The organism is Bradyrhizobium sp. 61, assembly GCF_023073075.1.
Taxonomy (GTDB): Bacteria; Pseudomonadota; Alphaproteobacteria; order Rhizobiales; family Xanthobacteraceae; genus Bradyrhizobium; species Bradyrhizobium barranii.
In genome coordinates this window covers 1-9,301 of the sequence record NZ_JADPIU010000042.1, presented here as the reverse complement: position 1 = coordinate 9,301, position 9,301 = coordinate 1, and the positions used below count along the sequence as shown (strand labels likewise).

The 9,301-nt window shown below is 59.3% G+C and carries 8 protein-coding genes; 2 read left to right on the top strand and 6 right to left on the bottom strand.

Going from position 1 to position 9,301, the window contains the following annotated elements; all coding sequences use genetic code 11:
- Nucleotides 1–464 precede the first annotated feature (464 nt).
- The 3 genes from IVB46_RS12555 to IVB46_RS12545 form a co-directional block, all read right to left on the bottom strand.
- Nucleotides 465–2,246: an arylsulfatase gene (locus IVB46_RS12555; protein ID WP_247305593.1), complete on the bottom strand. Its 1,782-nt coding sequence runs from the start codon at nt 2,244–2,246 to the stop codon at nt 465–467.
- A 483-nt stretch (nt 2,247–2,729) separates the two neighbouring features.
- Complete coding sequence (locus IVB46_RS12550) at nt 2,730–3,422, bottom strand: helix-turn-helix domain-containing protein (protein WP_247305595.1); 693 nt, start codon at nt 3,420–3,422, stop codon at nt 2,730–2,732.
- Nucleotides 3,423–3,771: 349 nt separating this feature from the next.
- Nucleotides 3,772–4,062 carry a hypothetical protein gene (locus IVB46_RS12545; protein WP_247342888.1) on the bottom strand — a complete coding sequence of 97 codons (291 nt, stop codon included), beginning with the start codon at nt 4,060–4,062 and terminating at the stop codon, nt 3,772–3,774.
- 262 nt (nt 4,063–4,324) lie between these two features.
- On the opposite strand from IVB46_RS12545, the gene IVB46_RS12535 reads away from it, so the two are divergent.
- Complete coding sequence (locus IVB46_RS12535) at nt 4,325–4,501, top strand: hypothetical protein (protein WP_247305605.1); 177 nt, start codon at nt 4,325–4,327, stop codon at nt 4,499–4,501.
- Between the two features lie 19 nt (nt 4,502–4,520).
- Here IVB46_RS12535 and IVB46_RS12530 read toward each other — a convergent pair whose 3' ends face one another.
- From IVB46_RS12530 to IVB46_RS12520, 3 genes are read right to left on the bottom strand one after another with little or no spacing between them, the layout of a single operon-like run.
- Nucleotides 4,521–4,808 (bottom strand): hypothetical protein, encoded by a 288-nt coding sequence (locus IVB46_RS12530; protein ID WP_247305608.1) that lies wholly within the window; start codon nt 4,806–4,808, stop codon nt 4,521–4,523.
- Nucleotides 4,805–5,275 (bottom strand): hypothetical protein, encoded by a 471-nt coding sequence (locus tag IVB46_RS12525; RefSeq protein ID WP_247305611.1) that lies wholly within the window; start codon nt 5,273–5,275, stop codon nt 4,805–4,807. The genes IVB46_RS12530 and IVB46_RS12525 overlap by 4 nt, the downstream gene beginning before the upstream one ends.
- Nucleotides 5,272–5,823, bottom strand: a complete 552-nt coding sequence (locus IVB46_RS12520) for a hypothetical protein (RefSeq protein ID WP_247305615.1) — start codon at nt 5,821–5,823, stop codon at nt 5,272–5,274. The genes IVB46_RS12525 and IVB46_RS12520 overlap by 4 nt, the downstream gene beginning before the upstream one ends.
- A gap of 617 nt (nt 5,824–6,440) precedes the next feature.
- Here IVB46_RS12520 and IVB46_RS12515 point away from each other — a divergent pair.
- Nucleotides 6,441–8,312, top strand: a complete 1,872-nt coding sequence (locus IVB46_RS12515) for a S41 family peptidase (protein ID WP_247305619.1) — start codon at nt 6,441–6,443, stop codon at nt 8,310–8,312.
- Nucleotides 8,313–9,301: the final 989 nt, after the last annotated feature.

Here is a 9,301-nt window from a genome sequence, read left to right as displayed (position 1 = left end):
GTGACCACCGCAAAGCCGCCCGCCCGCTACGGCGCTACTGGGGGCGCGCGTCCGGGCGGCTTTGCTCTACCGAGCTACACCACCTCCGGGGACACGACCTCATTCATGCCGCACAGGTCTTGCGCCGGGCGCGTAAACTCCCGGTCGGTCCTGCGCGGGATGATCTGCGGCAGTTGGCACAAGGCCTTTTGAGATTGCACAAAACGGGTGTGCGCGCCGACGTCCAGGTCATCGAGGCGAAGTCCCGTCCGACATTGCACTAGGAACGGTGGGCATTGCTACGGGTTCTACTTTTATGAGCGAACCTATCCCTTGGCTGATTGAGGACTCCATTCAGATCGCCTGGGATTGAAGTCGCAGTCTCTATTCCCGTCTCGGCATACCCAGAATTAATCGAAAGGCCGCAGACATCTCTGCGGCCTTTCGTGGTGCGAACTTCAGCGTCAGGCCGGTTGCAGGGTGGCTTACTGACCTGGGCGATTCTTAATCATCTCTTGGACTTTCCTCTTCACGGCCTCGAGGTTGAAGGAAGCCGGGTCCTGCATCGGCGGGTATTCGATTGCGGTGAGCGCCAACTTCTCGACATACTGCTGAACCGAGACGAAGCGCCAGAACTCACGGGCGAAGAAATCATTGGTATAGCCGCCAGCGCCCGTGTTGAACGACTCGCCGCGAATACTCGGCGTGCGCTCAAACGGATCCTGGCGAATGTTGACCATTGTGGGCATGTCCGTGGTGACCTTTTCGCCCGGCCAGCCCCAAGGTTGCGCAAAGAATGTGAACTTGAAGTTGTCGATGCGAACCGCGCCCAGATTCGCGCCGCCGAAGTAGAACACCTCCTGGCGCTTGGATGGGCCTCGGCCGGTGAGGAGGTCCATCTGGTTGTAACCGTCGAGGTGGTTCTTGTAGGTCCGGTCGCCGAGTTTCACGCCCTTCAGCAGTTGATCGGTGATGTTCGGGTTGCCTGCAGCAGCCATCAGGGTCGGAAACCAATCGAGGCCGGAGAAGATTCCGTTCTCGACGATGCCCGGCTTGATCTGGCCCGGCCAGCGGATGATGCACGGCACGCGGAAGCCGCCCTCGCCGACGGTCCCCTTGGTGTTCTTGAACGGGGTCATGCCGCCATCCGGCCAGGTGAACACCTCCGCGCCGTTGTCCGTCGTGAAGATCACGATGGTGTTGTTGGTCTCACCGATGTCGTCAAGGTGCTTCAGCAGGGCACCAATGCTGTCATCCATCTGCGTCATACCGGCTTCCTCGAGACCGTAATTCGTCTCGCTGTTCTGCATCGCGCCGTACTTCTTCGAGAGGAACGTCCAGACGTGCATGCGCGTGGTATTGTGCCAGACGAAGAACGGTTTGCCGTCCCGCTTGGCCTTGTCCATGAAGTCACTGGAAGACTTAACCAACACTTCGTCGAAGGTCGTCATGTCGTACTTCGCCTTCAGGAAGGGCAAATCGTGCATGTTAGGCACGTTCGACATATCCGGGAACGGCGGCAACGGGCCTTCATCGATGATCCTTTGCTTGCCGATTTTGCCCCAGCGCGGCATCTCGGTCGGATCGTCGGTCTCGGTCGCATAGCTATGGATCAGGCTGCGCGGGCCGTTCTTGTTGTAATAATCCTGGTTGGCGGGGAACGAGTACCAGTACGGATCGGACATCGCGTCTAGGTGGTACAGATATCCGAAGAACTCATCGAAGCCGTGCACGGTCGGGAGATATTTGTTCAGGTCGCCGAGGTGGTTCTTGCCGAACTGCCCGGTGGCATAGCCCTGTGCTTTCAGGGCGGTGGCGAGCGTCGCAGCCTCAGCCGGGATCCCCACATCGGCACCTGCTTGGCCTACGGTCGTCAGTCCGGTGCGGATCGGCAACTCGCCGGTGATGAAGTTCGCCCGACCTGCCGTGCAACTTGCTTCGGCGTAATAATCCGTGAACATCATGCCTTCAGATGCCAGCTTGTCGAGGTTCGGCGTCTTGCCTGACATGATCCCGCGATGGTAGGCGCCGATGTTGAACCAACCAACGTCATCTCCCATGATGACAACGATGTTTGGACGCTTTCCGTCAGCTGCGAGGGCTCCCGGTTGCTGCTGCGCTTGCGCCGGGCTTGTGAGCCCAACAGCCGAAAGCGCCGAAGCGGCGACGAGAGCAGTACCGCTCAATAACAAATCGCGACGTTTCAATCCTGCGCTGGTCGGCTCGGCGCTGATCTTAGAGTTTTTAGGAATGTCATCGTTGCTCATGACGAGATCGTCTCCTTTAACAGATGCTGAGGCGCACAGAATCGGAGTCGCGCACACTTCAAGGTTGATCTAGATCAAAGGACGTCCGAGTCGGGCCAATTGCGGACACGCAGTTAACGCGATGACCGCGGTTCTAGCGTTCGACTGCGCCGGAAAGAGCAAGCAGTTAGGTGCGGGCCTTAGGCCCAGGCGGGCGGCTTTAATTCATCTTCTCACGGAGTTTTCTTATTATCTCGCGCAGGTCGTTAGCGTACTCCTCAATGATCCGGCGAGCGTCCTCCAAGCGCGTTGGCTTGGGCTCGGGCTTATCGGATTGGGAGGGCTTGTTCATGGCAGAGCCTTGAACCTAGCTCGCCGGCAACCCCATTGAGCTATATCAAAGGACTAATCGCTTTAGCTCTCTCAATAGGCGGTCGCGGTCATCGATGTGGAGGGATTGTGTATCCCTCATCGCCGCCGAACGGCCCCTCGCGCCTTTTGGTATCAGGGTTGTGCCGGACCGTGCGGATCGAATTCGGCAAGCCGTCGCCTGTCGTTTAAGATGATCTCTCGCTGGGAGTGGTCGAGGAACGTAAGGACGCCCGCTTTACGCAAATGAGATAGCGCGCGAGAAACCGTCTCGAGTGTCAAGCCGAGATAATCCGCAATGTCGCGGCGACTCATGGGGAGGGACATCTTGTCCGCTCCGGTCCGGCAATCCATCTCAAGCAAGAAGGCGGCGACCCTTTCTACCGCGGTCTTGCGGCCCAGGAGCAGCATATGGTTTTCGGCGTGCTCTAGGTTGCGGGTGGTCAAACTAAGCAGGTTGTGCGAGACAACAACGTCTCTTGTGGCCATCACTTGAAGGCTCTCTCGCTTAATCAGGCGCACGATGGTTTCGACGACCGCCTCGGCGGTAAAACGATGCTTGTCGCTGTTTTCGAGCCCGAAAATATCGCCCGCTAAATGAAAGGCGCCGATTTGGCGCCGACCGTCTAAAAGCAACTTATAACTTCGCACCGCACCAAGCTTGACTTGGTAGACATACATAGCGGGCTCTTCTTCGCCGAAGATTTCGGTGCCTTTCCCGTATGTGAACTCATTCAGGCTGACAAATGGGTCAGATGCACCCGATAAACCAAATTCATCGAGCGTATTGGGCCGAGGTCGTTGATCCGTTGTGATACGCACATACATGGGTCAGTTCCTCTTCCGTATCAAATTTCTTGAAAAATCCTCTCGTGCCTGCGGGTCGTTCGACCGACCAACGTAATCAATGCTTGTCCCTTAGGTCATTGTACTAAGGGACAATGTTAGGTTGCGAGCGCCACCGCTGCGCGAAGCTCGATTAGTCCGAACACGCTCAATGACGTTCGGCCGACGTTTAGCCTAGGGCGCCGGCCCACTTCGTTGCGCCTAGTTTGATTTGGCCGGTTTTGCGAACTGAACAATTTAAGGTCGGCGTCGTTCTGATCTGATGAGACGGTACTATTTTGACATCATAGAGGGGAACGAGATTTTCCCGGATGAGGAAGGTCTGGAACTCTCAACTATAGAGAAGGTGAGAGAAGAGGCGGCGCGCTCGCTTGCCGAAATGGCCCGAGATGCCATCCGCACCTTGGGGGGCGATAGCCAACAGCTGTCGATTGATGTCCGGGACGATATCGGTTCGGTGCTCCACCTCAAATTCACGTTCGCGCTCGAACGGCGCAGGCATTGAGGCCTTTGCGGCCTGTTCGAATTCCGCCGAGGCAAAAAAAGATCGTTCCAGTTTCGGAACTGTTCTTACCTTTCCCAGTTTTGGAGTCATCCTCAACTGCTCAAGGGGGCGCGCCATGGGAAAGCGCCGCAGAGTAAAGCAAACGCGCTCCCTCGAAGAGCGAATGGCCGAACTAGCCACCAAGCTCAAAGAACAAGCTGCAAAGCTCCCGGCTTGTACAGATCGCGAGGGCCTACTTAGGAAGGCACGCTTAGCAGAGACTGGCGCGCATCTGAGCGATTGGCTGACCTCTCCCGGCCTTCAGCCACCGAAGTAAGAGCAGATTGACACTGCCTGTTCCGAGGATGAAACTGCCAGAACAAGCAGCAGGCATCGGTCGATGAAGGACTATCAGGCTCAGGCGGAAAAGCTTCGCAAAGAAGCGGCGGAATGCACTCTGATCCGCGATCTTGCGACTGACAAATCCAAGCGCGAGCTTTTTGATCGGCTCGCTAATCATCTCACGCTTCTGGCGGACCAAGTTGAAATGGCGATGCTAGAACGGAAGACGGGGTAAGACCGCCTCAGTTCGCGGCCTATTCAGCAGTACCTTCCTGTTTGAGAGTCAGCAGGTCTTTCCCGAGCCGCATCAGCTTCACGTAGGTGCCGCTTTCGTGCTTCGATAACCAGCCTTGCTCGATCGCATATCTGAGCCCGGCGCCGAACTCTCTCCCGCTGCCCTTCAGCTCGAACATGAACTGCGCGTTGATCCGCTCGATATAGATGCGGCCGTCCTGCACAGCTTCGACCTTGGCCGCGATCTCGACGAGCTTGCGCGCGGCCACTTCCGGGTTCGCATAGGGTCGTCCTTCGGCTTGCTTCATCGGCGTGTCCCATTGGCCGCCTGCGCGGCGGTGATGTGTGCTCGGTGGGAATAGATCTCCGCCGGCTTCCAGCTGTCAAATGTGCTGCCGCAGACGCAGCGCATCAGCGTGTTTCTGATCTCACTGTCGAGCTTCTCACCCCGCGCCAGCTTGGCCGCTACCTCGGTCCGCCAGTCGCGGTCTTGGCGCCATTCGACGAAGGCATTGTCGGGGATGCTCGGCTGTAGCTCCGACCATGCGGTCTCGAAAGCCTCGCGCGCGGCTTCGAAGGTCGCGGCTATGCCACTCCGCCATGTGCCTGGCTCCATGCCGGGATAGAAACCGACCGACCATTCCCATTGATCGACGTGCACAGGCACGCCGGTGCGCACGCCGATCGCGCCGATGCGGACGTCGGTAAAGTAGATATGCCAGGTCTCCTCATGCGGATTGTCGGCGCGGCGGCGGGTGAGGGCGGTGTTGATCATGGCGACAGGATAGGGGCTAGCCGAGCCTTGAGCCAGCCGCTGGGGCCACCTGTAATTCTGTTCACCGTGATCGCTTCGATTTCGCGATCCGGATAGCGTGCCGCAACAAATGTGTCGCTTATTTCGGCGTCTTTGTAGGTGAAGCCGTCAGCCTTTAGTGTGCGCTTGGTCAAGTCAATCTCAAGCACGACTTCGAAAGCACTGGTATTGTTTTCCGAATATCCGTTCCCGAAAGCAAGAATCCTGAGGGTACCCTTACAAACCAGTCTGACTATGCCTGCACCGCTCGCACTTTTGGCTTGGCTCTCTGGAGCCTGTACCGGCGCTGGAGATGGGCTACGCGAAGCTCCCAGATGAGGCTTGTCAGAGTACAGAAATTCCATGCTCGGGTGAGCTTGAGCGAGAAACTGCAGGGCTTCCGGCGAACCCTCATTGCCCCAAAATTCAGCAACGGCTCCATAGGCTGCAGCTCGCGACACTACCGCCAGAAGGACCGCGATGATAAAACTTGCGATCCGTTTCGAGCCTACTTGCAAGCCCTCATCCATGTGGACCCCAGTCAAACGCCGCCCGCTCACAGTTTGCCCTCTCGCTCGCGTTTGACCATCGAGCGCGCTGCGCCTTCTGCGAGCTGGATTCACGGGTGCAATAGTTGCAACTTGGTTTTGTGGATCCGTCCCCTCCTGGGCCTTCTCCCTGATACCGTTTGCGCGATTGCGGGTGTCAAAAAATCAACAGGGCCAAAATAACAATTCCCACTCTCATGGCATCACCCACTCGTTGGTAGGAAAGCGACGATGCTACCTGCGCAGTTGGCGCCGGCAAATGCGACAACTTGGACCAAAATGTCACGAGGCCTGCCTAATCCGTGGCGAGAACCTCAGGGCAAAAACCCGGTGACGACCTCGCGACTTAACTCTTGCAATCGTAGCCAAAGAGGAACTCCCGTTCTGGTCACGTGGATCTAAAGTTCATCGTGTCGTCACCTTAAAGCCGACGTCTTGGGTCGGGCGGGACCGGCGTGCGAGTGTGTTGCGGGGCTTGCAACTGGATTGCCTGTTCGGTATGCTTTCGGCTCACCGCTTAGGGGTGCGATCTACACTGGCCGCATCAACATGACTGACCGCGACCCGGTCGAGTCTGTTGTGCAGAAGGCGAGGTAGAGATGGCCGCGAACCAAGCCGACGGCGGGAATACGTGGACCATTCCGCTCGAAATCAGCGTGCGGGTCGGTGCGGGCATTGAGTTGGTGCAGGTCCAGCCGCCCTCCGCGCCGTATCCCGCGGTGGGACCACTCGCGCCGCCTCCTCCTTCGTCGACAACGGGTTCTGGAACTCTCGACTCTCTCGCCGCGTCCGCGGACGACAGCGTGCGAGGCGTCTTGCAGGGCGGACATGGCCTGCACCACTACCTCGCCGGTATCGACAAGCTCAGCCCCGAGGAACGCATGAGCATTGTCGACCAAGCCATCCTTCTGCTCGACGGATACTATGCGCATCTGCAGCTCAAGAAGGCGATGCACGGAATTGATCCGGTGCAGCGGCTGCGGCTCCTGCGTCGACGGCTCCGCCGCTACGAGTCCGAGATATCTTTCCACAACGAGCTGACCGATATCTTCACCGGCCTGCGCGACCTGCACACCAACTACATACTGCCGGAGTATTTCGCGAAGGCCGCCGCATTCCTGCCGTTCCGATTGAAGCACTGCTACGAGAACGGGAGTCGCGTCTACATCGTCACGGAGACGATGAAGGGCATCGGTGACGCGAACTTCAACAAGGGCGTCAGAATCAACTACTGGAACGCGGTGCCCATCGATCGCGCGGTCGAGATCGCAGCCAACTACCACGCCGGCAGCAACCCGGACGCACGCCATGCCCGCGGCGTAGACGGGCTGACGCAACGCGCTCTGCTGATCTCAGCACCGCCGGACGACGAGTGGGTCATCGTCGGCTACACGGATCTGGCGGGAGTGCAGCGAGAGTTCCGCGCGGAATGGTCGGTGGTGGACGTGCCCCAGCCCGAGGACGAGGGGAGCGTTCAGTCGGCGGGCGCCGCACTGGCGCTCGGCCTCGACCTCGAAGGCGACGTTCGTCGGCGGATAAACGCCCTCCTGTTCTCTCCGGAGAAGCTCGCCGAGCGCAGCCGGATTCGCCGGGCGCGCGCGAGCGCAGGCTACACGACCGCAGGAGGTAGCACGCCCGAGGAGGCTACGGCCATCGCCGCCGCCGCCGCTGTGCAGGGATTGAAGTCGGTGATGCCGGACGTATTCGACGTGCAGATGCTCAATCTGGGAGGAAAGAGGGTCGGCTACCTGCGCATCCGCACCTTCTCCGTCCAGCGCGACGAGCCGTTCGTGAACGAGGTTGTTCGCCTGCTCGAGCATCCGGACTTCCCGAAAGAGCGCATGATCCTCGACGTCCGCGGTAACGGAGGCGGTCTGATCTGGGCCGGCGAGCGGTTGCTCCAGCTCTTCACGGCGAAGCGGATCGAACCGACGCGTGCGCAGTTCGCAGTCACGCCACTGACGGTGGAATTGGCCAAGGCGGACGGGCAGCTCGCGGTGTGGATACCTTCGCTCGAGCGTGCGGTTGAGACAGGTGCGGCCTTCTCCGCCGCCTTTCCGATCACAGATCCCGAGCGTTGCAACGACATCGGCCACCGCTACAAGGGGGCGGTCGTGCTCATCATCGATGCTCGCTGCTACAGCACGACGGACATGTTCGCCGCGGGGTTCAAGGACCATGGCATCGGCAAGATCCTGGGGGTGGACAACAACACGGGCGCCGGCGGGGCCAACGTCTGGACCATCGATCTGTTACGACAGCTGCTGCACGGCGCGGGGGCACTGCAGCCGTTGCCCAAGGGCGGTAGTATGCGTGTCGCGATCCGGCGCACTCTGCGCGTCGGTGCCCAGGCCGGTACCGAAATCGAGGACCTCGGCATCGAGCCCGACAAGATACATGAGCCGACCCTCCAAGATCTGCTGAACAACGACGTGGATTTATTCCAGGCGGCCGCCGAACTGCTACCGTAGGGACCGGCGGCGGTCTGAGAGATGCCCCTGACATCATAGCCCACGCAGTTAGACACACGGCATTACTGGACTCGGTACTGGCCGACGGGAAAAACGCTGCGGATTGGTCCCGTGCACCTCGCGAAGGGCGGCCACACGCTGCCACCACGATCTCAGAAAACCAAAACGAGTCCAACAAATAGAAGTGCCACAAGCCAATTCATGGAGCCCCCCGCTTGAGGCCGCCTCAGTTGGCGGCCTATTCTTTTGCGGAGTCGCTTCATCGAACTCTGCCACTAGACAAACGAGCAAACACGGCGTGGGCTACCACAGCGACGCAGGTTTCGCTGTGCGGAATCACTCCGGTGATTTTTCCGGTGATTTGATCCCGCAATTGTTCTAGTCAAACCGTGTATTATTTTATTGCCCGGCGGGCTAAATGCCTTTGATTATTATAGCTTTTCGCTGGCGATCCCAGCAGGACTCGAACCTGCAACCCGCGGGAGTAGAAACACGTCGGACGCGGATCGATTAGCCGCGACGACGCAAAGGCTTAGCGGTTGCCTGGCTTGCGCTCCGGGGTTTTCTCCGGGGTTTGCGCGCCAGCTTCGCTTTCTCGCGCTCGGCCATTTCGAGCAAGCGCTTGGCCTCCGCGCGGAGCACCTCGGCGCGGCGAACAAGCCGCGCAGCGGCCGCGCGCAGCTCCCTGACGCGAAATTTGCGGATGTCGCTAGGCGTCGCTGCGAGCTTGCCCGACACAGCGCCAGAATCCGGCCGCCGGCGCGTTATTTTGGGTTCGGGGCTGTCGGAGTGCGGGGCAGGGTCGTTTGGGCGCATGGGCGGGCTCGTAGCGGGCTTCACAGTTTGCTGCAGATCGCGCCATCTCTGCTCGCCTAACTCGTTGATGCCATTCTAGATGCCGTAATGGGCCCGGCTCCGAGCAAGGGGGGATGATGGTGGCTGTCCCCCGATAGATGATGCAACGGGGTCACGACTTGAGTTGCCCCAAG